General features: G+C 37.7%; 21 protein-coding genes. 10 read left to right on the plus strand and 11 right to left on the minus strand.

What is annotated here, in order from left to right:
• Nucleotides 1-3 precede the first annotated feature (3 nt).
• Complete coding sequence (locus ACN6MT_RS14295) at nt 4-1,929, plus strand: ATP-dependent DNA helicase (protein WP_419956299.1); 1,926 nt, start codon at nt 4-6, stop codon at nt 1,927-1,929.
• A 36-nt stretch (nt 1,930-1,965) separates the two neighbouring features.
• Here ACN6MT_RS14295 and ACN6MT_RS14300 read toward each other — a convergent pair whose 3' ends face one another.
• Genes ACN6MT_RS14300 through ACN6MT_RS14320 form a run of 5 tightly spaced genes read right to left on the minus strand, consistent with a single transcriptional unit; the run spans nt 1,966 to nt 4,718 of the window.
• The gene (locus tag ACN6MT_RS14300) at nt 1,966-2,265 is read right to left on the minus strand and encodes a metal-sulfur cluster assembly factor (RefSeq protein ID WP_419956441.1); all 300 of its coding nucleotides are present in this window, start codon (nt 2,263-2,265) and stop codon (nt 1,966-1,968) included.
• 13 nt (nt 2,266-2,278) lie between these two features.
• Nucleotides 2,279-3,523, minus strand: a complete 1,245-nt coding sequence (locus tag ACN6MT_RS14305) for a hypothetical protein (protein ID WP_419956300.1) — start codon at nt 3,521-3,523, stop codon at nt 2,279-2,281.
• 14 nt (nt 3,524-3,537) lie between these two features.
• Nucleotides 3,538-3,744 carry a DUF2249 domain-containing protein gene (locus ACN6MT_RS14310; protein WP_419956301.1) on the minus strand — a complete coding sequence of 69 codons (207 nt, stop codon included), beginning with the start codon at nt 3,742-3,744 and terminating at the stop codon, nt 3,538-3,540.
• A gap of 23 nt (nt 3,745-3,767) precedes the next feature.
• Nucleotides 3,768-4,001: a DUF2249 domain-containing protein gene (locus ACN6MT_RS14315; protein ID WP_063251182.1), complete on the minus strand. Its 234-nt coding sequence runs from the start codon at nt 3,999-4,001 to the stop codon at nt 3,768-3,770.
• Nucleotides 4,002-4,025: 24 nt separating this feature from the next.
• Nucleotides 4,026-4,718 (minus strand): Crp/Fnr family transcriptional regulator, encoded by a 693-nt coding sequence (locus tag ACN6MT_RS14320; protein WP_419956302.1) that lies wholly within the window; start codon nt 4,716-4,718, stop codon nt 4,026-4,028.
• Nucleotides 4,719-4,936: 218 nt separating this feature from the next.
• On the opposite strand from ACN6MT_RS14320, the gene ACN6MT_RS14325 reads away from it, so the two are divergent.
• The gene (locus tag ACN6MT_RS14325; RefSeq protein WP_419956303.1) at nt 4,937-7,300 is read left to right on the plus strand and encodes a nitric-oxide reductase large subunit; all 2,364 of its coding nucleotides are present in this window, start codon (nt 4,937-4,939) and stop codon (nt 7,298-7,300) included.
• A gap of 25 nt (nt 7,301-7,325) precedes the next feature.
• Here the strand turns inward: ACN6MT_RS14325 and ACN6MT_RS14330 are convergent, their stop codons facing one another.
• Nucleotides 7,326-7,475 (minus strand): hypothetical protein, encoded by a 150-nt coding sequence (locus ACN6MT_RS14330; RefSeq protein WP_419956304.1) that lies wholly within the window; start codon nt 7,473-7,475, stop codon nt 7,326-7,328.
• Nucleotides 7,476-7,593: 118 nt separating this feature from the next.
• Between ACN6MT_RS14330 and ACN6MT_RS14335 the strand changes: the two genes are divergently transcribed.
• The 3 genes from ACN6MT_RS14335 to ACN6MT_RS14345 all read left to right on the plus strand — a co-directional run bounded on the left by ACN6MT_RS14335 (nt 7,594) and on the right by ACN6MT_RS14345 (nt 10,485).
• On the plus strand, nt 7,594-7,827 hold the full coding sequence (locus ACN6MT_RS14335) for a DUF2249 domain-containing protein (protein WP_419956305.1): 234 nt from the start codon (nt 7,594-7,596) through the stop codon (nt 7,825-7,827).
• Between the two features lie 179 nt (nt 7,828-8,006).
• Nucleotides 8,007-9,518, plus strand: a complete 1,512-nt coding sequence (locus ACN6MT_RS14340; protein ID WP_419956306.1) for a carboxypeptidase M32 — start codon at nt 8,007-8,009, stop codon at nt 9,516-9,518.
• Between the two features lie 58 nt (nt 9,519-9,576).
• Nucleotides 9,577-10,485 (plus strand): DMT family transporter, encoded by a 909-nt coding sequence (locus tag ACN6MT_RS14345; RefSeq protein WP_419956307.1) that lies wholly within the window; start codon nt 9,577-9,579, stop codon nt 10,483-10,485.
• Nucleotides 10,486-10,505: 20 nt separating this feature from the next.
• Here ACN6MT_RS14345 and ACN6MT_RS14350 read toward each other — a convergent pair whose 3' ends face one another.
• Genes ACN6MT_RS14350 through ACN6MT_RS14360 form a run of 3 tightly spaced genes read right to left on the minus strand, consistent with a single transcriptional unit; the run spans nt 10,506 to nt 12,817 of the window.
• Nucleotides 10,506-12,170: a b(o/a)3-type cytochrome-c oxidase subunit 1 gene (locus ACN6MT_RS14350; RefSeq protein WP_419956308.1), complete on the minus strand. Its 1,665-nt coding sequence runs from the start codon at nt 12,168-12,170 to the stop codon at nt 10,506-10,508.
• A complete protein-coding gene (locus ACN6MT_RS14355; protein WP_063251175.1) occupies nt 12,170-12,646 on the minus strand; it encodes a cytochrome c oxidase subunit II in 477 nt (158 codons plus the stop codon). Before ACN6MT_RS14355 ends, ACN6MT_RS14350 begins: the two co-directional genes overlap by 1 nt.
• Nucleotides 12,647-12,667: 21 nt before the next feature.
• Nucleotides 12,668-12,817 carry a cytochrome c oxidase subunit 2A gene (locus ACN6MT_RS14360; protein WP_063251174.1) on the minus strand — a complete coding sequence of 50 codons (150 nt, stop codon included), beginning with the start codon at nt 12,815-12,817 and terminating at the stop codon, nt 12,668-12,670.
• Nucleotides 12,818-13,536: 719 nt separating this feature from the next.
• Here ACN6MT_RS14360 and ACN6MT_RS14365 point away from each other — a divergent pair.
• Together ACN6MT_RS14365 and ACN6MT_RS14370 are read left to right on the plus strand one after the other, a co-directional pair.
• Complete coding sequence (locus ACN6MT_RS14365) at nt 13,537-14,625, plus strand: type III polyketide synthase (protein WP_419956309.1); 1,089 nt, start codon at nt 13,537-13,539, stop codon at nt 14,623-14,625.
• A gap of 3 nt (nt 14,626-14,628) precedes the next feature.
• Nucleotides 14,629-15,201 carry an isoprenylcysteine carboxyl methyltransferase family protein gene (locus ACN6MT_RS14370; RefSeq protein ID WP_419956310.1) on the plus strand — a complete coding sequence of 191 codons (573 nt, stop codon included), beginning with the start codon at nt 14,629-14,631 and terminating at the stop codon, nt 15,199-15,201.
• Nucleotides 15,202-16,224: 1,023 nt separating this feature from the next.
• Here the strand turns inward: ACN6MT_RS14370 and ACN6MT_RS14375 are convergent.
• Complete coding sequence (locus tag ACN6MT_RS14375; RefSeq protein WP_419956311.1) at nt 16,225-17,133, minus strand: nuclease-related domain-containing protein; 909 nt, start codon at nt 17,131-17,133, stop codon at nt 16,225-16,227.
• 155 nt (nt 17,134-17,288) lie between these two features.
• On the opposite strand from ACN6MT_RS14375, the gene ACN6MT_RS14380 reads away from it, so the two are divergent.
• Genes ACN6MT_RS14380 through ACN6MT_RS14390 form a run of 3 tightly spaced genes read left to right on the plus strand, consistent with a single transcriptional unit; the run spans nt 17,289 to nt 22,752 of the window.
• Nucleotides 17,289-20,957: a dynamin family protein gene (locus ACN6MT_RS14380; protein WP_419956312.1), complete on the plus strand. Its 3,669-nt coding sequence runs from the start codon at nt 17,289-17,291 to the stop codon at nt 20,955-20,957.
• Nucleotides 20,958-20,975: 18 nt separating this feature from the next.
• Nucleotides 20,976-21,803 (plus strand): sulfurtransferase, encoded by an 828-nt coding sequence (locus ACN6MT_RS14385; protein WP_419956313.1) that lies wholly within the window; start codon nt 20,976-20,978, stop codon nt 21,801-21,803.
• 55 nt (nt 21,804-21,858) lie between these two features.
• A complete protein-coding gene (locus ACN6MT_RS14390; protein ID WP_419956314.1) occupies nt 21,859-22,752 on the plus strand; it encodes a 5'-3' exonuclease in 894 nt (297 codons plus the stop codon).
• 41 nt (nt 22,753-22,793) lie between these two features.
• On the opposite strand, the gene sspL is transcribed toward ACN6MT_RS14390, so the two are convergent.
• Entirely contained in the window at nt 22,794-22,931 is a 138-nt protein-coding gene (gene sspL / locus ACN6MT_RS14395) for a small, acid-soluble spore protein L (RefSeq protein ID WP_306073616.1), read from the minus strand.
• Nucleotides 22,932-23,010: the final 79 nt, after the last annotated feature.

A 23,010-nucleotide genomic window follows, 5' to 3' on the forward strand; every position in this document is an offset into this window, starting at 1 on the left:
GATATGCAAGACCGTATTCCATTTGTGGTGTCCAAAACTGAGTCCTTTTATGACAAGCTGAGTGAATGGATTGGCGACTTATTTTATGATATTTTACCCGAAGCAGGTTTTGAATTACGAGATGAACAAATTTTTATGGCCTTCCAGCTAGAAAAAGCATTTAAAGATAAAAAGGTCATGTTTGCAGAGGCTGGAGTAGGTACCGGAAAGACAATTGTTTACTTACTTTATGCGATTATGTACGCCAGATACACTAATAGACCAGCCATCATTGCCTGCGCGGATGAAACATTAATCGAACAGCTAGTAAAAAAAGAAGGCGACATTGCCAAGCTCGAAAAGGTACTTGGGCTCAATATGGATGTAAGATTGGCAAAATCAAGGGACCAATATCTTTGTTTAAAAAAGCTGGATTATGTGAGGCATGAAGACTTTAACGATGATATAGCTGGAATTTATGAAGATTTACCAGATTTCGTCCATACTGATGGCTCCATGCAAAAATTTGAAAAATATGGCGACCGTAGGGATTATCCTTCTTTGTCCGATGAAACATGGGGTAAAATCAACTGGGATATGGTCCAAGACTGTTTTTCTTGTGAAAAAAGACATCGTTGCGGACTCACTCTAAATCGTGATTTTTACCGTCACGCGAAAGACTTGATTATTTGCTCACATGATTTTTATATGGAGCATATTTGGACAAAAGAATCACGGAAGCGGGAAGGGCAGCTGCCGTTATTGCCTGACCACTCGTCCGTTGTTTTTGATGAAGGACATTTACTCGAGTACGCAGCACAGAAGGCATTAAGCTATCGTTTTACAGATTCTACCCTAGAGACCTTACTTACAAGGTTGATGGAAAATGAAGTACGTGAAAAAACGCTATATACTATTGAGGAAGCTCTTTTAGACAATGATAAGTTCTTTAGTGTTATTTCACAGCATGCAATTCCTTCAGAAGGTTCAGAAAAACAAATGATTACCATGCATCCTTCTTTAATACAATATGGTAAAACGCTGCTCAATAGGCTCCAAGCAATCGAAGAGGAGCTCGTCTTTGAGAGTGAATTGTATGTGATCAATGAATATGATTTAAAAATTGTCGAGGAATATTTGGAGCAGATCACTTACTCATTATCACTTTTTCTTAAAGAAATGAACGGGATTACTTGGTTTGAAGAAAAGGGTTATGAACGGACACTTGTAATTATGCCGAAAATGGTAGAAGAAGTTATGCGGGATGAAGTATTCTCACAAAAGAAACCGTTCATCTTTTCTTCTGCGACATTATCGAATGAAAAGAAGTTTGATTACATCGCAAATAGCTTAGGTATTAAAGAATATTTATCCTTTTCTGTTGATTCACCTTTTGATTACGAAGAAAAAATGGAAGTATATATTCCGAGATTCAATGAATACTCGTTGGAGGATAAACTCGATTATGTCATTAACAAGATACTTCAGTCAGAAGGCCGGGCACTTATTCTTCTAAACAATCAAAATGAATTAAAAGCCCTAAAAGAAAAGCTGTCAGGGAATATTCCGTACCCCGTTTACTTTGAAGGTGATGAAGAAATAAGCACGCTTGTTTCAAAATTTCAAAATGAAGAGCACGCCGTTCTTTGCACCATTCACCTTTGGGAAGGTTTAGATATACCAGGCAGGTCATTGGAAAATGTTATCGTTTTTTCACTGCCATTCCCGCCGAATGACCCCGTGTTTACGGCTAAGAGAAATGGTGTTAGTGATCCATATGAGGAAGTAGATTTACCATATATGCTGCTGCGATTAAGACAGGGGATAGGTCGATTAATTAGAAGTGAAAACGATCAAGGCAGTGTGCATATCATGCTAAATGAAAATATCGATTCAGCCTTATTACAGAAAATTAAAGATGTTCTACCGATAGAAGCACTAGAAGTATAAGCACAAAGGTCAGCACAATCGGCTGACCTTTGTTTCTTATCTACCTAATAAACGAAGGCCTTCAGCTGTCATTTTCTCAGGTGACCATGCAGGTTCCCAAACGAGATTCACTTCCACGTTTCTTGTTTCTTCGATTCCTTCGATACTATAACGCACTCCTCTTGTAATACTGTCATGAAGTGGGCAGCCAGGTGTCGTTAATGTCATCGTTACCTCTACGTCATTACTATCCGTTACATCAACATGATAAATTAACCCTAAGTCGACAACATTAATATTTAATTCAGGGTCATATACACTTTTTAACGCTTCGATCACTTTATCTTTTAGAATCATCATAAGCACCTCTTTATTTTTTTAAGATTTTTAGGATACTAATTGCAATTAGGATAAATACACTGGATAAAACAAATTGTCCGATATTAAAGATTAGAATGGTCTTAAAAAAGATTGAAAAGAATACAGCAAATACTGCTATTACAAATAAGGAAAATAAAGGAGTAACAATACTCTCATTCATCATTTCTTTTAAGGACGGAACCGATTTTTTTCCGATCTCCTTACTGTATTTATATGTCCACCAAAGGAACGGAACAATTTTATATAAATAGCCCATAATACTAAGGACAATCCAAAGTAATAAATATAAGTAAATGAACGGTCCGACTAGGGCTGAATTTTGATTACTCCATAAGGAGATGAATGCTGCTAGGTGGATGATATTACCTAAACCAATTGCCACTAAGGCAAATGTAAACGAATGATCCAGTTTTTTCTTTAACCTCTTTTTAATAATGATAGAGATATGCCAGCTGAAAACGGAAAATCCTGCGAGTAGCAGGAAAAATCCTGCCTTTAATAAAAATGGATTCCCATTAAAGAATGAAAGTAATGTAATAACAAGACCAGAAACATAAAGTCCGTATACATAACGAGCCTGTACCATAGGAAACCCGTGTGATAATGAAAACATTGGAACCATTTTATAAGAAAAACCGAAAATTAATAGTGTAAACCAGCCTGTTACACCCATTAAAAGATGGCTTTTAAAAATAGCCTGATAGTACGCAGCAGCAAATCCTGTTTGTAGTGAATAAATCAAAGTTATCCCCAAGAATATCGTCAAAAATAAACAAACAAGGGCACTTCCAACAAATGCTGTTAGAATATTTGGTTTTGCCTGCTTTCTCATGGTCATAAACATTTGAAATAAGAACATTAATATGCCCATTAGCATCAGAATTCCTGGAATCAATGCGTTATGTGGAGATATATATAACATCCAGGAAAATGTTGCGATGCCAATAGCTGTAACAAAAAATTGGATAAAACCAAATTTCTCATTCCAAATTGGCGTTAAGAAAGCAACTGGTACAAGCTGATACATGGCACCCATCGCAACCATAAGAGCCCAGCCCAAGACCAGTAAGTGGGCAGCTGACCAGATTGCGGGAATTCGAAAAATGCCGTTTACAACCATTTGTCCATTTACTAGGACTAAGATTTGTGATAACACCAGCGCAATTAGGCTAAAAATTATAAATGAGAATGGAAGCTTACTATTTGTTTCACTTCCCATTGTCTGAGGAAGCATAATTCTTCACCTTCTTACCGGAAAATTTCAATTTTGAAACTTCCATCGTTTTGTGGTTCTGTTCGCTGCTTATAGCCCAGTTCCTCAAGCTGTTCATAAAGGAACATGGGTCTTCTATCATTAATTATTGTTAATACTTCGCCTTCAGCTAAATTTTCTAAAGCTGCCAAAGTCCTCATCATTGGCTGAGGCGGTTCTAAACCTCTATTATCTAATACCATCGTTCATCACCCTTCTCTATCTTTTAAGCATTCTTTGTAAAGGTAACTTTCCAGTGCTTTTCTCCCATTTCCTCTGCTTCATGCGTAAAGCCTTTTGCTTTTAATACAGTAAATAACGGTACAGGCTTGAAAGGAGCATGGAGGATAAAAATATCATTTTCTTTCACTTCTTTGATGGCTTCCATAATTTTTTGGAATGGTTCAATCTTATTCTTTAAATCTTCTCTAACATCTAGCTCAATAATCTTTTTTTCCACTTTTAACAACTCCTTGAATGATTTTTAATAGAATAATTCCTGCTCCAGTGCATCGCGATCAATTAGATAGAAGCCATCTTTGCACAAGTTAATGTAGTTTTTCTTTTTTAAATGGTTAATGGTTCTGCTGACTGTTTCTCTAGAAGTGCCAATCATGTTCGCCAGCTCACGATTTGTAAATTGTGTTGTAAGCTGATACCTGTTACCAGCTTGTTCACCGTTTGACTGACAAAGTCGAATAAGGAGTAAAACAATTTGTTCAAAGGTATTATGGAGAACCTGTGCCTCTAACCTTCCTTGGAGGTCGACGATTTTCTCCCCCAGGACTTTAAAAAGTTTGATGCAGAGTTCTGGATTGGCAATAAGTGTTTCTTCAAATTTATCTATTGGTAAGACAATGAGATTTGCCTCTTCTAACACCTCAGCATGTGCTGGGAAGTTTCCTTCTCTGAAAAACCCTGCATGTGGAAACATCTCACCTGGTTCGAGTACTGATACAATTTGTTCCTTCCCGGAAAAATCAGTTTTATAGATTTTGATTTTTCCTGAATGGATGAAAAATACCCGATCAAGTGGGTCTTCCTGCATAAATACATACATTTTCTGCTTATATAAGCGTGTCAAAGCGATTTTTATAAAGGGTTCCAGCTCCTTATCTGATAATTCTTTAAATAGAGGGACGGCTGATAATCTTTTTTTTATGTCCTCTTGCCTCATTAACATCACCTTCGTATTAGTAATTATTGATTAGCTTCATTTTATCAGTGATGGAAGAGGAATTATGTGACCTCCATCATAGATAGCAAATTTTATTGAAAATAATTCTCAGGTGGCATGTGGTAAAAATCACAAGCTCATCATGAGGAGTTTCACTTTGTGAATTTCTTGTGAACGATAGAATACGTAAGGTAATCAAACGCGAAAGGATGACAGAAATGGAAATACAACGGGGGACAAAAACAAACACAATGGTGAAGGCGAATCGAAATGCACTGTTAAAATCCATTTTAATAATTACGATATTGCTAAGCTTTACCGTTTTGTTGGCTGGCGGCTATTGGATTTTTAAGGAGCAGGCACCACGACCTTTAGAAATAACTAATGAAAACGGGGAAGTGCTTTTTACAAAAGAAAGCATTATGGGAGGACAAGCAGTTTTCCAAAAATATGGCTTAATGGATTATGGAACAGTTTTAGGTCATGGCTCCTATATGGGTCCAGATTATACAGCTGAAGCTCTGAAGATATATACCGAAGGAATGCAGGATTATCGAGCTAATGAGAAGTTTAACAGCAACTATGCTTCTTTATCTGAGGATGAAAAGTCTATTATTAAAAATATTGTTATCAAAGAAATGCGTGAAAATCGTTATGATAGCAGTTCAGATACGATGGAATTAACAAATGCTCAAGCTTTTGGACTTGAAAAAGTAAGAGGATACTATAATGAAATCTTTACTAAAGGTGATGGCTGGGGATTAAAGGAGAATCTGATTAAAGAGTCAGATATGCCAGAGAAAGACCGTGCTTATGTTGCTGAAGGTGATCAAATCGAACAAATCTCAGATTTCTTCTTCTGGACTGCATGGCTTTCAAGCACTGTGCGTCAAGGGGATGAAATTACTTATACTAATAACTGGCCATATTATGAAGATGCAGGTAACCAAATGTCGTTCTCTGCCATCCTTTGGAGCGGTGTTAGCGTAACCTTATTAATTCTCTTTATTGGTATCATTTTGTGGGTGTTCTATCGTTATCATTTAGACATGGACAAAGCATATAAGGAAGGAAACTTCCCACAAATCGACCTGAAGAAAATTCCACTGACGCTGTCACAAGTAAAAACAGGAAAATATTTTGTTATCGTTGTGGCTCTATTCTTTGTCCAGGCTATGCTCGGTGCATTATTAGCCCACTATTATATAGAACCAGATAGTTTCTTTGGAATTAAATGGATTCATGACATTCTTCCATTTAATATTACAAAAGGCTATCATTTGCAGCTAGCGATCTTTTGGATTGCAACAGCTTGGTTAGGAATGGGGATTTATATAGCACCGCTTGTCGGCGGATACGAGCCTAAAAAGCAAGGATTATTGGTAGATATATTATTCTGGGCATTAGTTGTTCTCGTTGTTGGAAGTATGATTGGCCAATGGCTGGGTGCAAACGGCTACTTAGGAAACAATTGGTTCCTCCTTGGTCACACTGGCTGGGAATATATTGAGTTAGGACGTTTATGGCAGATTATTTTGATAGTTGGAATGCTCATTTGGCTTTTCATCGTTTATCGTGGACTTAAGAGTGGATTAAAGCGTGAAAGCGATAAGGGTGGACTTATACACTTATTGTTCTACTCGGCAATTGCTGTACCGGCATTCTACATCTTTGCCTTATTAATCAACCCTGATACAAGCTTTACCTTTGCTGACTACTGGCGCTGGTGGATTATTCACCTTTGGGTAGAAGGTATTTTTGAAGTATTTGCAGTTGTTGTTATCGGATTCTTAATGGTGCAAATGAAACTTGTAACAAAGAGTTCTACCGTAAAAGCACTTTATTTCCAATTAATTTTACTTTTAGGAAGCGGTGTTATCGGTATAGGACATCATTATTATTACAACGGTTCTGCTGAAATTTGGATTGCCCTGGGTGCTGTATTTTCTGCGCTGGAGGTTATTCCCTTAACGCTCTTAATTCTAGAAGCTTATGAGCATTATAAGGTGATGAAAGATGGAGGTAATAACTTCCCTTATAAAGGTACTTTCTGGTTCTTGATCTCTGTTGGTATCTGGAATTTAGTTGGAGCAGGGGTCATGGGCTTCTTAATCAATCTGCCTGCAGTAAGTTTCCTAGAACATGGCCAATTCTTAACACCTGCCCATGGACATGGATCAATGATGGGTGTATACGGTATGTTCGCCTGTGCAGTCTTACTGTACTCATTGAGAAATATTGTCAAACCAGAGGCATGGAACGATAAGTGGGTAAAAATCAGCTGTATTATGTTGAACGTTGGTCTTGCAGGTATGGTATTTGTGTCGCTGCTGCCAGTTGGAATTATTCAATTGAAAGAAGCATATGAGAAAGGATATGCAGCTTCCCGTTCAGCTGATTTCCTTCAAAAGGATATTGTTCAGAGTATATTAACATGGCGTGCTGTTCCAGATACGATTTTCTTAGTGGGTGTTGTTGTGTTACTCGCATTTAGTTTGAAGGCTCTTTTCAATCTTCGAAAGCCAACACATAAGGAAGAAGAGCAGCTTCCGGTAAAAGATTTAGCAGTGGACGAAGACTAAGCATAAATGGAAAAATCCGCAAGGGCTAAGCTTGCGGATTTTCTTTTTGGTTCGATTCGTAGCATTCAAAACAATAGATTTTTCGGTCGTCAGATTGTACTCCGTTAAAGAAGCCATCTAAACAATATATTTCTTTGTCGCATGTGGTGCAATGACCAATTAGTTCTTTCATCATCTTTCTCCTTCCGACACTATTAACAAAATCATCCTATAAGTGTGATGGTCAACACTATGGAAGATAGACATATTCCTTATAATAAAAAAGAAGTAACAAATTAGAGGGAGTGAAAATAATGCTAACATTTGCAACGATTATCCATGTGCCAGATTTTCCACCGCGTGAAAAGCATTCAACTATTTTTAAGGGTTTTGATGAATTAAATTCTGGAGAGTTTATGCAGATTGTGAACGACCACGATCCAAGACCCCTTCAGTATCAGTTTATGATGGAAAGACCTGAACAATTTACTTGGGAGTACCTTGAAGAAGGTCCTGAAGTTTGGAAGGTATCAATCGGTAAAAAGTAAACTGGTTGTACATTATTTCAAATAATACTTAACCTCTGAATATCTTATTTTGTTTTTCCTGAACTCTTTCCCTAAATTTCATTTTACAACAGAATTAATTTTCTGTTGTTTTTTTTATCAATAGATTTTCAGAAAAATATGATAAAATACAAATGGTTAGTAAAAAGGGGGGACTTAATATGAGAATGACTCCAGAACAAGTAGAAAAGAAATTTTTAGAATATGTTAAGAAAATGAGTGCCTATAATGAAGCACTTGGGTTGATTTATTGGGACCTAAGGACGGGGGCTCCAAAACAGGGAATGGATCAGCGGTCCGAAGTAATTGGCATGCTTTCCTCTGAAGTTTTTAAAATGTCAACCTCTGAAGATATGGCAGCATACATAGCAACCCTTTCGCAAAATCAACTATCTGAAAAAAATGCGAAAATACTTGAAGAATGTAAAAAAGAATACGAACGTAACAAAAAAATTCCAGCGGAGGAATACAAGGAATATGTTATTCTCCAATCCAAAGCAGAATCTGTCTGGGAACAGGCAAAGGAACAGTCCGATTTTGCGTTGTTCAGACCTTACTTAGAAAAACTGGTTGCAACGACAAAACGTTTTATTGATTATTGGGGTCATAAAGGAAATCCATATGATGTTTTATTGGATTTATATGAACCGGGTATGACAGTAGAAGTTCTTGACCAGGTTTTCGGAGACTTAAGAGAGAAAATTGTACCGCTAGTCAAGCAGATTGAGAATTCTCCTGCTAAACCTAAAACAGAGTTTCTGTTTAAAACTTTTAAAAAGGATAAACAGAAGGCATTAAGCTTGGAGATTCTTGCTAAGATGGGCTATAACTTTGACGCTGGCAGGCTTGACGAAACCGTACATCCCTTTGCAACCGGATTAAATCCAGGAGATGTCAGGGTTACCACTAATTATGATGAGCAAGATTTCCGCACGGCTATTTTCGGTACCATCCATGAGGGCGGTCACGCGTTATATGAACAAAATATTTCAAAGGACTTGATTGGCACGCCGCTATGCACTGGAACATCAATGGGGATACATGAATCGCAATCCCTGTTCTACGAAAATATTGTCGGCCGCAGTTTTTCTTTTTGGAAAAATAACTATGAGCTCTTGAAGACATATGCAACAGGTCAGTTTGATGAAGTTTCTATAGAAGATTTCTACCGAGCAATAAATGAATCGAAGCCTTCGTTGATTAGAATTGAAGCAGATGAATTAACATACCCTCTCCATATCATCATTCGCTATGAAATTGAAAAAGGTTTATTTAATGGAGAGATAGAGGTGAAGGATCTTCCTACGGTTTGGAATAAATTATATCAAGAATATCTTGGGATTACACCAGACAATGACGCAAAAGGTGTCCTTCAGGATGTTCACTGGGCAGGGGGAAGTTTTGGCTATTTCCCGTCGTATGCACTGGGATATATGTATGCTGCTCAGTTTAAGAACAAAATGCTTGTAGACTTGCCTAACTTTGACCAATTGTTAGAGGAAGGTGATTTGCTGCCAATCAAGGAATGGCTGACGCAGAATATTCATCGGTATGGGAAGCAGAAAAAACCTTTAGAAATCCTTCATGATGTAACAGGGGAAGGATTAAATGCTCAATATCTAATTGATTATTTATTTGAGAAATATGGAAAAGTATATCAATTAAGTGAGTAGGAGGGTAAGGAGGGAAAGAAAAGTTCCCTTCTTATTTATTTCATAAAGGGTGTGTGTAATGGGGAAGATTGGACCAATTATGATGATTGCCGTCAGTGCAGCTTTGTGGGGCATCATCGCAATTTTTGTTAGAAAATTAGCTATTTTAGGTTTTACTTCAATGGAGATTGTTACCTTGAGGGTAGTCACAGCAGTGTTGCTGCTTGGGATAATCGGCATAATAAAATATCCAGGACAAATGAAAATTCATTTTGTCGATAGTAAATACTTCATTGGAACCGGGATTTTCAGTATTGTTCTATTTAATTGGTGTTATTTTACTTCTATTAACCAATTGAGTCTATCATTTTCTGTTATTTTACTTTATACTGCTCCTACCTTTGTAGTGATTCTTTCTTATTTATTTTTAAAAGAAAAGATGGATAGCAGGAAAATCATTTCAGTAATTGGGACATTGATAGGTTGTGTTTTAATTGTTGGAGTTAGTTTAAAAGATACGCCATCATTGAATCTTGTTGGGATATTAACAGGATTAGGCGCCGGTTTCGGTTACGCTTTATATACTATATTCGGAAAATTTGCTTTAGCAAAATATCGCCCATTCACGGTTACTTTTTATACTTTCTTAGTTGCCGCAATAACGTTACTTCTATTTACAGATCTTATTGAGAAAGGAAGTCTGTTAATAAATAGGGAAGTCATCCTTTACGGAGTAGGTTTAGGGTTATTTCCAACCGTAATAGCTTACTTATTATATACAAAGGGCCTTGAGAGAATGGAGAGCAGTAAAGCTTCTATTATCGCAACCGTAGAACCTGTGGCTGCCACATTACTAAGTGTTTTTCTGTATAATGAAAACTTCGGTGTCCTCCAATTTGTTGGAACTGTTATTATCTTGTTATCAGTTATTCTGGTAAACTTGCCGAAAACAACCTTAAAAATTCAACAAAAAAAGGCTTCACTATAAATGAAGCCTTTTTGGCATTTTTACCAAGAACCCCATGTTTTAAATCCTGGTGATCCTGGAGGTGCATTTTGAATCATATCGATAAATGGTATAGTGTAAGCGAAAAGGATAAGTAAAGCTGTAATACCCAGCCATAATTTCCAGTTTTCAAATATCATTGGTGCTTTTTCTTCTAAATTCTCTGCTTCACCTACAGGGAATTCTTCTTCTCCTTTAGGTGCAAAGAAAGCAAGATTAACAAAAATAATAAGCATTAAAATGATTCCAAGGAATAGAATAGAGCCACCAACTGCTTGTGCAATTTGGTAAGGAATCCATTCAGCTGCTTGCGCTGAATCGCCGTATGTTGAGAAGGCTGAACGTCTAGGACCGCCAAGAAGACCTTGGAAATGCATAGCACCTGACATAAAGGCCATTCCGATAAACCAAACCCAACCTTGAATAATTGCTAATTTGTTCATTGCTTTCGTTAACTTACGTCCAGTCAAGTGCGGAACAAGCCAAAAAGTAATTCCAAAGAATGTTAACACAACAGAGGTTGCCGCAGTTAAATGGAAATGCCCTGTTACCCAAATAGTATTATGAACCACTTGGTTCATTTGGTTGGAAGCATTGATGATACCGCCTGCACCAGCAGGGATAAAGCTTGCCATTCCAATGAATGGAACTGTAAAACGAGCGTCTTTCCAAGGTAAAACTTTGAACCAGCCAAACAGTCCAGTGGCCCCTTTAGAACGACCATATCTTTCAAACGTTGCAAATAAAGAAAATGCTGTCATTAATGACGGGATGATAACCATGAACGTTAAAACTACCTGTAAAAATTTCCACGCTGGATCAATACCAGGCTCAGTTAGTTGATGGTGAAAACCAACTGGAATGGAAAATAGTAAAAACAGTATAAAAGATAAACGTGCTAAAGAATCTGAGAAAATTTTACCGCCAATAATTTTTGGTATAATCGCATACCAGCACATATAAGCAGGAAGTAACCAGAAATACACGAGCGGGTGCCCGAAATACCAGAACAATGTACGGCTGACAAGGACATCAACGGTATCTACCAAGCCAAGTGACCATGGAAGTAACTGGAATAATACGGTTGACGCGACACCTAGTGTTGCAACAATCCACATTACTGTATTTATAATAGCCATAAAGCTTAACAATGGACTAGGTTTACCTGGGTTTTCTTTACGCCATCTTGCATAAGTCATAATTTGGGCAGCACCATCAAGCCAGCTGCCAACAACCACAAATGTCATACCTAAGTAGAAAATCCAATGTGCTTTTAATGGTGCATAGAAAGTGTAAAGAACAGAAGCTTCTTTCAGTAAAACCATTGTTGCCGCCATAATTGTTCCAACCGTCATTACCCAAAATCCAATCCAGCCAATCCGGCGTGCTGCTGGTGAATGAGTACCTGCTGTACGGCTGACAGCAGCATATTGGAATCCCATTATAAAGAACGTGGTTAAAACAAGACCCATTAAAACGCCATGTACAGTTAAAACTTGATAATAATCAATACCCCATGGAAGTTCAAATTTACCAGAGCGGACAAGGGTTTGCAGTAATCCCATTAGCCCGCCTAAAGCTAAAGCGATAAAGGCAACATAAAAGTGTGCCATCGCAAGCTTTCCATCACGTGGATCAACTTTTAATTTTGTTGTTTGGCTGCTCATTATTTAACCACCTTTATCTTAGAACTCATTAAGTGGTGACCTGTACCACAGTACTCATTACATACCACTAAGTATTCGCCCTCTTTATCGAATGTTGTGACAATCTCGTTAACATAACCTGGTTCAAGCATCATATTGATATTTGTTCCAGCTACTTGAAAACCATGTACAACGTCTTTTGTTGTCGCAATAACTTTTACTTTCGCTCCAAGAGGCACTTCTACTTCGCCAGGATTGTAGAAGAAGGCAGAAGCGACATACACTAATTCATAGTCCCATTCTTTTCCTTCGACCTTGTTTAATCCCGGCTTATCAAATGGAGCCTGGGTATCAACTTTTTTTGGATCAATAGTAGTTAAGCAGCTTGGCGGCTTGTTTCCTAAATAAAAAGCGCTTACGCCTACTACAGATAAGAAAACCACTAGTGCGCCTATACCGAATATAAGCCAAATTTTTTCAAACTTATGCATATGCATGGTTTTTTCCCCTTTCCCTCTCTAAAAACGGTCTAAAAATAAGAAGTACACACTTACCCAAGTGACAACTAAAAAGATTCCCAAAAAGAAAACGGACGCTAATGTCCCTTTAAGAGAAGAGCTGTCTTCAATTTCTGTTTTTTTGTTTGTTTTCAATTCCGCTTTCGCCATCCCCCAAGACTCCCTTCAGAATAGTTAAATAAAAATAATAAGTTCTCTTTCATAATACAAAACAATTGTGAAGATAAAATAACAAAATTGACAGTTCACAAAATGTTCATTCCTTAGATAAGTACTATGTTAATAGTAATAAATTGATATAACAGTGATTTATATCACAATAATAGGATTGAACTTGTGGCTAATTTGTGAACTATCACATATTACCTGTGATAAAAGTAATTGATTATCTCTGTTATGATCTAAAAAGCCTGTTTTATCAATAGTTGTCACAAATTTGAAACTTTTTCATAGAATAATTATAGATGTATCTAAATTTTGAGAAGCGAGCGTGTTACGAATGGAAAAATATTATTGTGAACCATGCCGTCTCCTCTATGACCAAATTGAATATTGTAAAGTCTGTGGATCCTTAGCAGACAAAAAGATTAAAATTGAGGTTCAAGCTCAATCAGAGAAACAGTAAAAGCTGATAAAGCGCCGTAATCAGGTGCTTTTTATTTATTGGAGTAATGGCCATTCAAGGCTTTTAAGAAAATTGGAAATGTTTTCGTAATGATTTAGCTGCAGCATTTCAGTTATAATCAAAGAGCACAACAACAACAACCTTCAAAACGTTGGCTTCCCTCAAGCAGGGAAGCTTTTTTTTGTACATATATCTCCTTATTTTGGAAAAAATACCATTACCTACAATCAAGGAGATTAAACGAATGCCAACGATTCTTTCAGTAGCAGAAGCAGTTCCGGAGTTTGTAATTAAACAAGAGCAAGCGATTGACTTTGCCAGGGAACTTTTTTCAGAAAAATTTAAGGATATCGAAAGGCTGCTTAAAGCCTTCCAAAATGGTCAAATCGAAAAAAGACACATCGTAAAAGATATTGTCTGGTATAGAGAAGACCATTCATTTGCAGATAAAAACAATGCCTATATTGAATCTGCTGTGACATTGGGAATGCAGGCAATTAAGAAATGCCTTAAAAATGAGACATTCTTAGCTAAAGAAATACATTGTGAAGAAATTGACGCGATATTCTATATTTCAACAACAGGTATGGCAACCCCCAGCATAGAGGCAAGAATCATGAATCGATTACCGTTTCAGGAAAACACCAAAAGAATTCCCATTTGGGGGCTTGGCTGCGCCGGAGGTGCTGCCGGAATATCGCGTGCATTTGAATTTTGCAAAGCCTATCCAGATTCCAAGGTCTTAGTGCTTTCGGTTGAACTCTGCAGTCTAACCTTTCAAAGGAACGACCTTTCTAAGAGTAATTTAATTGGGACCTCACTATTTGCTGATGGGGTTGCATGTGCATTGATTTGTGGTGATGAGGTCAACATTGACGATCTTTGCGCAAAAAAGACGGCTCCAGCGATAATTGAAACTCAATCTACGTTAATGCCGGATTCCTTAGATGTTATGGGATGGGATATACGCGACCAAGGACTATTCGTAGTCTTTTCCAGAGATATCCCAAGTATTATTGAGGAGTGGCTAAAACCTAATGTTAGTAAATTTTTAAATGGGAATGGACTCCAGCTGTCCGATATTGACTATTTTATTGCACATCCTGGAGGAAAAAAAGTCATTGAAGCTTATATTAAATCATTAGGAATACATGATTCGATGACTGACATTTCTCTTGAGGTGCTGAAGCAATTTGGAAACATGTCGTCGGCGACCATCTTGTATGTCCTTAGACGATTTATGGAAAAGGGTGGGGAAGCAGGTGCTTATGGAATGTGCACCGCTCTTGGACCAGGATTTAGTTCAGAGTTGCTTTTACTAAAATGGGGGTAAAGGATGATTCCTTTTTTTATATTTATTTCAGTATTAATTGTTCAACGTTTATTTGAGTTAATGATTGCTAGAAGAAATGAGAAGTGGATGAAGGAACAGGGAGCGTTTGAATTTGGTAGGAGGCATTATCAATTTATCGTGTTGATGCACTCTATGTTTTTTGTTGTTTTACTTTTTGAGAAACTTACTTTTTCTCGTGAGGTTTCTGTTTACTGGCCATTTTTATCATCGGTGTTTGTTTGTGCGCAGCTGATTAGAGTTTGGGCGATTTCTTCACTTGGCCGATATTGGAATACCAAAATTATCGTTTTACCTAATGTTGACGTTGTTAGAAGAGGCCCATATCGGTTTATCAAACATCCGAATTATTTGGTAGTTTCCATTGAACTTTTGGTCGTACCACTGATGTTCGGTGCATATGTGACAGCGTGTCTGTTTACGATATTAAATATACTCTTGCTGTCAATCAGAATACCAGCAGAGGAAAAAGCACTGCGGGAACTCACTCAATACGAAGGAAGTTTTGAAAATTGTAATCGATTTCTACCGAAATTATTAAATAAATATGACAATTAACTTATCTATGTTGAAAATGATTATCAGTTGTGATATCCTAATTTTAAAGAAGAATGAAAATCATTCTCATCACAATCGAGCGGATAGGAAGGTGTCAATATGGCTTTTGCATTTGTAGGTGGAACGGTAATCATATACGCATTTGTCATGAAGCACGTCTTGAAGAATGTAACACATTAACGGTATTTGTTAATAAGCCTAGGTGGTATCCTTGGCTTATTTTTTTTGAAATCTAGTTATGAAAATGAAGAGGGCACCTATATAACCGAGAGTTCTTATAGTGACCGAACCGAACCTGGAAAAAGGGTTAGGGTAACTATGGAGCTTTAATAATGACCGAACCGAAGCTGAAAAAGGGTTAGGGTAACTATAGAGCTCCTATAGTGACCGAAACCAAGTAGAACAAGGGTTTTGGTAACTATGGAGCTCCTATAGTGAACGAGCCAAAGCTGAACAAGGATCTTGGATAACTATGGAGCTCTTATAGTGACTGAAGCAAAGTTGGGAAAAGGGATCGGGTAACTAAGAGCTCCTATAGTGACCAAAGCAAAGCGGGAAGAGGGTTAGGGTAACTATGGAGCTCTTATAGCGACCGAACCGAAGCTGGAAAAAGGGTTAGGGTAACTATGGAGCTCTTATAGCGACCGTACCGAACCTGGAAAAAGGGTTAGGATAACTATGGAGCTCTTATAGCGACCGAACCGAACCTGGAAAAAGGGTTAGGATAACTATGGAGCTCTTATAGTGACCGAACCGAAGCTGGAAAAAGGGTTAGGGTAACTATGGAGCTCTTATAGCGACCGAACCGAACCTGGAAAAAGGGTTAGGGTAACTATGGAGCTCTTATAGTGACCGAACCGAAGCTGGAAAAAGGGTTAGGGTAAATATAGATCTCTTATAGCGACCGAACCGAACCTCCAAAATGGATTTGGGTACCTATGAGCTCTTATAATGACCGAAACCAAGCGCAACAAGGATTTTGGGTAACTACAGAATTCTAATTGAAATTAAATAATAAATTTTTTACTCGTAATAGGTATATTTACCCCTTCTATATGCATTAAAGTGTATTTTCAATATCCGCCTAATCTGCTTTTTAGATTCGATTACCTTGCACCACTCAAATACCAAATTAGTGGTAATTTTTATGTTTGGAAAAAGAAGCTTCAGCTCCCGTATAGATCGCAATATCCCATCCTCTATATTCTCTATACAGCCACATACGCTGCACACAATTTTAGTCTCCCCGGCCTTTACGAAAAAGGAACAGCAAGAGCGGCAGGTTAACCCTTTTTTCAAATTCTCATAGGTGTATGCTGGTAGCCGCGTGTAGGGAGAGCCTGTCTTATGTTCCTTCACTAAAAACTCCGCTAGTTTATAGTGGTCATCGGAAAGCGTAGACGTTCTCGCATTTAATTCCTCGAAAAATTTAGTAAGCTGAGTTGGATAAATAATTGGTTGCTCTAATGGTGCTTGATAGAGGGTGAATGTGGGATTGACAAAGAAGACGTTTGATTTTAAGGAAGTAGAGTATTTAATCTTTTGTAAAACTTGCCGCATCAATGTGCCGCTTCTCTTTATTTGGTCCAGCGGATTCTGAATCTCAGTATCATTCATTGCAAAGAACTGGTCGGATTTATAATAATAGTCCCCTTCAAAATTTTTTACTTCACAAGGAAAATGGGTCCCTTGGCTGATGATAAATGAATCTATTTGAAAACTAGTAGAATTCGTCTCAAGCAATAAATCATTCAATATCAGAAACTTATTTGGATTCAGCCTTTCAGTAAACTGATCAAACTTCACCTCACCTTCGTATCCTTTTTCTAAGTTTGAATAGATTTGTTTTTCCTTACTTGGTAATATCATACGATTGTCCAAAGACCTAAAATTCTTTAACTCATCTGACTCGGTCCGATCCTTAAATGCCATAATCCACATCCTTCCTGTATTCCTTCATTGTACCTAAGGAATAAAATAAAAGAAGTGAATATTATGTTAACAATTTAAGTTTTCACGATAGGAAAAGTTTGAATTATCGTATAAAATATAAAATATTACAAAGTTGTGAACAAGGGGAAAAGACTATGGTGCAAACGGCTAATAAGCAAGAAACTTTAACTTCACTTAAAAACAGAATCCTTGCTTTATATGAATACCTTATCAAAAACGGTGATATAGAAAACGCAGAAAAAACAAAGCAATTAGCAAAAAAACTGCAAAATAGGGAATTTATGATTGCGTTTTGCGGTCACTTTTCAGCGGGAAAATCAACGATGATTAACAAAGTGGTCGGCGAGAATTTGCTGCCATCAAGCCCGATTCCCACCAGTGCGAACCTCGTAAAGGTAAAGTCGGGTGAGGAATATGCGAAGGTTTTTTTCAAAAATGAAAAGCCGCGGGTGTACTTAGCACCGTATGATTATGAATTAGTAAAGAATTACTGCAAGGATGGAGACCAGATTAAGGAAATCGAAATCAGCCATGCTGACTCCCAGCTGCCTGCTAATACGGTTATTATGGACACTCCGGGGATTGATTCTGCTGATGATGCACACAGGGTCGCAACAGAATCAGCCATTCACCTGGCAGATTTAGTTTTATATGTGATGGATTATAACCATGTCCAAGCGGAGCTGAACTTTTTATTTACAAAAGAGTTAACGGAAGCAGGAAAAGAGGTTTACCTCGTTATTAACCAAGTGGATAAGCACAAAGAAGAGGAGCTGTCGTTCCGCCAATTTCAAGATAGCGTTACTGGTTCTTTCGCTGCATGGGGGGTTAAGCCAACACGAATCTTTTATACTTCATTAAAGTACCAAGACCATAAACTCAATGAATTTAGTGAATTAAAAGCTTTTATCGCACAAAAATTGCAAAATAAGAATCACCTTTTACAGCAATCCATTTTTAATTCACTGAGAAAAATAGCACAAGATCATGTAGAACAAGCTCGGAACCAAAGAGAAGATGAACTTCAGCCGTTTTTTGAAGTTTTAAATGAGCTGCCTGAGGACGAAAAAAAGGACCTAACACAAACCTACCAATCCATCAGCGCAAACCTCACGACACTTGAGAAAGGGGTCGAGGAAACTGAAAAAGAAGTGGATACAGAAATAGCTAAGATTTTGAATAATGCTTATTTAATGCCGTTTCAAACAAGAGAGTTAGCAGAGGCATTTCTTGAAGCCGCTCAACCAGAATTTAAGGTAGGATTCCTTTTTTCAAAACAAAAAACGTTAGAAGAAAAGAATGCACGTCTTGACAGACTTTTCCAAGACTTGGTAGAGAGAACGAAATCACAGCTTGAATGGCATTTGCGTGAATATCTGATTGCTATCCTAAAAAGACATAGCCTAGATGACCAAGAGTTACAAACTAAAGCACAATCATTTTCTGTCGAAGTTCCAATCGATTTGATTGTTCATACAGTTAAGCAAGGTGCGAGAGTTTCTGGTGAATATGTGCTTCATTACACAGAGGACTTGGCAAATGGAATCAAAAAAATAGCAAGAGATGCCGTTTTAGATTTTAAAAACGCTTTTATGCCAGTATTGGCAGCTCAAACAAAAAAGTTAAGAGATATGTATACAGAAGATTTCCGAAGTATTGAAAATTATGTCAGTGCACTATCGGAAATAACTAAATTTGAAACAGAAACTGCCCTTAAAGAATCAACAGTAGTAAACTTATTACATGAATACGTAGAAGATAGAGATGATGAGTATTTACTTTTTAATCAGGAAGAAGAGGACGCTGAAGTCATAAAGGGTCAGTCAATTACGAAGCCTAATGCCATTGGAAAAAATGAACCTCTTCTACCGGTCGTCAAGGAAGAAACAAGTGTAATCAGGAAAAATGAAACAGAAAAAGCAAGAGACCAGGTACAAAGTATGGTTACTCGTTTAGAGCAATCTTCAAAGCTAATAAACGTTCTGCCAGGTTTTCAAAAGCTGGCCAAGGAATTGGAAGACAAAGCAGACCGTTTGGCTCATAAAGGGTTCACGGTTGCTTTATTTGGGGCATTCAGTGCTGGAAAGTCTTCATTCGCGAATGCACTTATGGGGGAAAAGGTACTTCCAGTATCACCCAATCCTACAACGGCGGCCATTAATAAAATCAAACCTGTAAATGATCAATATCAGCATGGCACGGTCCTAGTGAAATTTAAGGAAGAGAACTCCATGCTCGAGGATATCAACCGATCATTAAAGTTATTTGACCTGCAAACTACTGCCTTAGAAGGTGCAGTGAAAGAAATTGATAAGGTTATGCTCGATAAGGGGCAGGAGGGTGTAGCGGAAAAAACGCACTATGCTTTTTTACAAGCATTTAAAAAAGGCTTCCTCCTCCACGGAAAGCAGCTTGGAACAGTATTAGAAACAGACTTAAACGAATTTGCTGATTTCGTGGCATTAGAAGAAAAGTCGTGCTTTGTAGAATGGATTGAACTTTACTATGATTGTGAATTGACGCGCAAAGGTATTACCCTCGTTGATACACCAGGGGCAGACTCGATTAATGCCCGCCATACAGGAGTAGCATTTGATTATATAAAGAATTCTGATGCGATTTTGTTTGTTACGTATTATAACCATGCATTTTCAAAAGCAGACAGGGAGTTTTTAATCCAGCTCGGCCGGGTAAAGGATTCCTTCCAGCTCGATAAAATGTTCTTTATTATAAACGCAATTGACCTAGCTGAAAATGAGGAAGAAAAGGAAACCGTAGCGGAATATGTAACAGAGCAATTAATAAAATATGGGATTCGCAAACCACACCTCTATCCATTATCTAGTTTGTTAGCGCTAAAGGAAAAATTGGTGCCGAACACAGGGGCAAGATCAGGCATGGGAAGTTTTGAAGGCGATTTCTATCATTTTATTTCAAATGATTTAACAGAAATGGCAATCACTTCAGCAGGTAATGAGTTAAATCGTGTTCATGAGTTAGTAGGAAAATTGGTTGAAAGTTCCAAAGAAGACCAAACTGTAAAGGACAAAAAACGCACTGAAATCGAAAAACAAAAAACTATGATTAAGGTTTTACTTGAAAAACAAACAGCAGATGTTGTGCAAAAACGAATGACCCAAGAAGGTGAAGAACTACTTTACTATATTAAACAAAGGGTTTTCCTCCGGTTTGGTGACTTTTTTAAAGAAGCTTTTAATCCTTCAGTGTTGAGAGATGATGGAAGAAATTTAAAGAAGGCTTTACAATCGGCTTTAGATGAGCTGTTAGAAAGTATAGGCTTCGATTTCGCACAGGAGCTCCGTGCAACGACTGTCAGACTGGACTCTTTTGCTGGAAAGGTTTTAGCCGACTATTATACGGGGCTAACGCGCAGCATGAGGGAAATAAATAAGGACTTGTCATTTTCAACATTTGAGATGAAACATGAAGGGGAGATTGAGTTCCCTTTAGCTTTCAGAGATTTAAATAAACAGCTGTTTACGAAAGCATTATCTTATTTTAAAAATCCAAAGTCGTTTTTTGAAAAAAATGAAAAGAAGTTGATGAGTGATGAGTTGTATCAGGTATTAAATGTCCCTGCTGATCATTACTTAAAATTTGAAGGTGAAAAACTAACTGCCTATTACGCGGGTATTGTATCAGATCAATTCGAAAAGTTAATCGCTCAGATAGAGCAGCAGGCAGATGATTACTATGTAAGTCTTCTTACCGCTCTAGATGGTGGTGTATCCATCGAGAAATTACAAGAGGTATATCAAAAGCTGGAAGAGTCTATGAAATAATTTCATTGGGGGATGACTATGAATGTAATGATCGACAAGGAATGGCTATTAAAAAACTTATATGATCAGAATGTCCGTATTGTGGATTGCTCTTTTTCATTAGCTGACCCTAAAAAGGGCAGACAGGAATATGAACACAATCATATTCCTGGAGCTTGTTATTTTGATCTTGATAAAGATTTATCGGGCGAGGTTTCGGAACATGGCGGGAGGCACCCATTGCCAGACTTAAAGGAGTTTATTCATAAACTTGAACTTGCAGGTATTGATAAAAACACAACAGTAGTTTCCTATGACCAGGGCGAAGGTGCGTTTGCTGCACGGTTCTGGTGGCTGCTGCAATATCTCGGACATGAAAAAGTGTTTGTTTTGGATGGAGGATTTAAAGGCTGGAAAGAAGGAAACTTTCCTGTGACTTCTGAGGTTCCCGCTTTTAAAAAGACTGCCTTCCAGTCTGACATTAAGTACTCCCTGATTGCAAATATGGAAGAAGTAAAAGCAGCAGCCGAGGAACAGAAAGCCAACGTAGTCCTAATTGATTCGAGAGAAGAAAAACGCTATTTAGGTTTAGAAGAACCTATTGATAAAAAAGCTGGGCGGATACCTGGTGCACTTAATAAGCCATGGTTCGAAGGACTCAATGCTGGCTATTATAAGCCGCCAGAGATACAAAAACAACGATTCTCAGGCATTCATCCTGATAACGAAATCATTGTTTATTGTGGTTCAGGTGTGACGGCGGCACCTAATTTTATAGCTTTAAAAGCAGCTGGTTATGAGAAGGTAAAACTTTACTTGGGAAGTTTTAGCGACTGGATTTCCTATCAAGAAAACAAAATAGAATAGGTTTTTATGTTATAATAGAAATCGTGTTGTTTTTATATGATAGGAGGTCTAAACCTTGGAAAATCAAAAACCTTCACTTATGTTAGTTGATGGAATGGCGCTGTTATTTCGTGCTTTTTATGCTACCGCTGTAACAGGCCAGTTTATGATAAATTCAAAGGGAATTCCGACGAATGGAATCCACGGTTTTATTAAACATTTATTTACTGCAGTTTCTGCTTTTAAACCATCCCATGTGGCTGTTTGTTGGGATATGGGCAGTAAAACTTTCCGCTCTGAATTATTTGACGCCTATAAGGGGAATCGTAGTGAAGCACCAGTCGAATTAATTCCTCAGTTTGATTTAGTTAAGGAAGTAGTCGCAGCCTTTGACATTCCTAACATTGGGTTAGCTGGCTATGAAGCTGATGATTGTATTGGAACAATTGCGTATCAAGCAAGGGAGCATGCCCATGTTTCAATCTTAACTGGTGACCAAGATATCCTTCAGCTACTGGATGAAAGTATTTCGGTCATCTTATTGAAGAAAGGCTACGGTAATTACCTTGTTCATACTCCTGCTACCTTCTTTGAGGAAAAAGGTATCAAACCGCGCCAAATGATCGATTTAAAAGCTTTAATGGGTGATCCAAGTGACAACTATCCTGGAGTTAAGGGAATTGGTGAGAAAACTGCTCTTAAACTTTTAAAGGAATTTGAGCATGTTGAGGGGATTATATCGAATCTTGATCGACTTTCAAAATCTCACAAAACGAAAATTGAGCAGGATTTAGAGATGCTTCACTTATCACGCATGCTTGCTGAAATTAAGTGTGACGTACCAGTGACATGTGACCTTATAGAAGCTGGATTGAAGATTGAGAAAGAAAAAGCCCTAAATAAATTAAATGAACTGGAACTTCGCGGCTTACATCGCCTGCTGCCGCTTGAAGTCTCCGTTGTTTCCTAGAGCCTAGGCTGTCCCAAAAATGGGACAGCCTTTTCCAATAATTATTTAGTGTTGCTTTTTTTCGCAGCATTTTCTAATTTACTTTTAGGGTCTTCTGTCATTTCCGCATCCTGACCGTAGCCTTGTGGATTCACTCCAGGTGCCTTTACACCGCGATTTCTTGAACCGTTTTTACTCACCGCTGTTCACCTCCCATTTTTTTAGTATTTCCACGCAAGAATAATAAAACTCAACTTTCTAAACAATAAAGATTAGAGG

This window comes from Neobacillus niacini, from assembly GCF_048572935.1.
Taxonomy (GTDB): Bacteria; Bacillota; Bacilli; order Bacillales; family Cytobacillaceae; genus Neobacillus; species Neobacillus niacini.

Coding starts and splice junctions, on each gene's coding strand:
- ACN6MT_RS14295 (WP_419956299.1), top strand. CDS start 4: ATGCAAGACCGTATTCCATTTGTGGTGTCCAAAACTGAGTCCTTTTAT.
- ACN6MT_RS14300 (WP_419956441.1), bottom strand. CDS start 2,265: ATGATTCTAAAAGATAAAGTGATCGAAGCGTTAAAAAGTGTATATGAC.
- ACN6MT_RS14305 (WP_419956300.1), bottom strand. CDS start 3,523: ATGCTTCCTCAGACAATGGGAAGTGAAACAAATAGTAAGCTTCCATTC.
- ACN6MT_RS14310 (WP_419956301.1), bottom strand. CDS start 3,744: ATGGTATTAGATAATAGAGGTTTAGAACCGCCTCAGCCAATGATGAGG.
- ACN6MT_RS14320 (WP_419956302.1), bottom strand. CDS start 4,718: ATGAGGCAAGAGGACATAAAAAAAAGATTATCAGCCGTCCCTCTATTT.
- ACN6MT_RS14325 (WP_419956303.1), top strand. CDS start 4,937: ATGGAAATACAACGGGGGACAAAAACAAACACAATGGTGAAGGCGAAT.
- ACN6MT_RS14330 (WP_419956304.1), bottom strand. CDS start 7,475: ATGATGAAAGAACTAATTGGTCATTGCACCACATGCGACAAAGAAATA.
- ACN6MT_RS14335 (WP_419956305.1), top strand. CDS start 7,594: ATGCTAACATTTGCAACGATTATCCATGTGCCAGATTTTCCACCGCGT.
- ACN6MT_RS14340 (WP_419956306.1), top strand. CDS start 8,007: ATGAGAATGACTCCAGAACAAGTAGAAAAGAAATTTTTAGAATATGTT.
- ACN6MT_RS14345 (WP_419956307.1), top strand. CDS start 9,577: ATGGGGAAGATTGGACCAATTATGATGATTGCCGTCAGTGCAGCTTTG.
- ACN6MT_RS14350 (WP_419956308.1), bottom strand. CDS start 12,170: ATGAGCAGCCAAACAACAAAATTAAAAGTTGATCCACGTGATGGAAAG.
- ACN6MT_RS14355 (WP_063251175.1), bottom strand. CDS start 12,646: ATGCATATGCATAAGTTTGAAAAAATTTGGCTTATATTCGGTATAGGC.
- ACN6MT_RS14360 (WP_063251174.1), bottom strand. CDS start 12,817: ATGGCGAAAGCGGAATTGAAAACAAACAAAAAAACAGAAATTGAAGAC.
- ACN6MT_RS14365 (WP_419956309.1), top strand. CDS start 13,537: ATGCCAACGATTCTTTCAGTAGCAGAAGCAGTTCCGGAGTTTGTAATT.
- ACN6MT_RS14370 (WP_419956310.1), top strand. CDS start 14,629: ATGATTCCTTTTTTTATATTTATTTCAGTATTAATTGTTCAACGTTTA.
- ACN6MT_RS14375 (WP_419956311.1), bottom strand. CDS start 17,133: ATGGCATTTAAGGATCGGACCGAGTCAGATGAGTTAAAGAATTTTAGG.
- ACN6MT_RS14380 (WP_419956312.1), top strand. CDS start 17,289: ATGGTGCAAACGGCTAATAAGCAAGAAACTTTAACTTCACTTAAAAAC.
- ACN6MT_RS14385 (WP_419956313.1), top strand. CDS start 20,976: ATGAATGTAATGATCGACAAGGAATGGCTATTAAAAAACTTATATGAT.